2 protein-coding genes are annotated in these 823 nt (G+C 56.4%); both read right to left on the reverse strand.

The genetic code is table 11. The features are described 5' to 3' along the window. Window positions 1-221, reverse strand: a 221-nt coding sequence (locus MPRO_RS24660) for a low molecular weight phosphatase family protein (protein ID WP_216821373.1), incomplete at its 3' end; no start/stop codon positions are given. Between the two features lie 213 nt (window positions 222-434). Then, the coding region (locus tag MPRO_RS24665; protein WP_158651933.1) for a LysE family translocator at window positions 435-823 on the reverse strand (389 nt) is incomplete at its 5' end.

The raw sequence follows: 823 nt of genomic DNA on the forward strand, positions 1-823 counted from the left end.
GACAAGCCGAAACCTGCGCTGCGAATACCGTGACCCTTTGCCACACACTCACCAAAGGGACTGCGACAGAAATTCCCGAGACAGACAAAGACCAGCCGCTCAACCCTGGCAAAATCGACCTGCCGGTATTCATCGTCCTGACCTAAACGCGCTCCCATCTCGGTAAGAAGCAGGCGTACGAGCCCGTTAAAACTGGCAAAGTTGTCATGGATGTAGGGCATTGTTCATTCAACTACTCCGGCTTCTAATGTAAAGCACTGCTCATACCCCCACGCCTGCCCTCCGGCGTGGATCCGTACTTGCAGGCTTGGCTCGTGACATAAACAATCCGTGGATATATCCAGAAGCTGGATTATAGGACGACTAAGCAGTCCGCGCTGAGCACCGCGGCCCTGAGCCCTATTCAGCTACGACCAGCCATTCCTTGCAGCCTGCTAGCCAAACGCCAACCACAGGGCAACGCCCATCATGAGCGACCCGGCCACACGATTCATCAGGCGAATATTTGAGCTGCGCTGCAAAAAGCGGCTAAGGGTTTTACCGCCCACGGCATACATCAACAGACAGCTAAATTCGATCAGCAGAATAATCGACAGCAGCACCGCCAGTTGCGGCCCCATAGGATAGCCAGGGTCAACGAAAGGCGGCAGCAGCGCGATAAAAAACGCCCAGCCCTTGGGGTTTGATATGGCCGTGACAAACCCCTGCAGCGCGAGTTCCATTGCCGCCACGTCGTGGGTCGCACCTGACGCCGACAGCGCCATACGCCCCTTCGAGCGCCACATCTGCACACCTATATAAGCCAGATAGGCGCCGCCGCCAT

It is taken from the genome of Marinobacterium profundum (assembly GCF_001528745.1).
Classification (GTDB): Bacteria; Pseudomonadota; Gammaproteobacteria; order Pseudomonadales; family Balneatricaceae; genus Marinobacterium_A; species Marinobacterium_A profundum.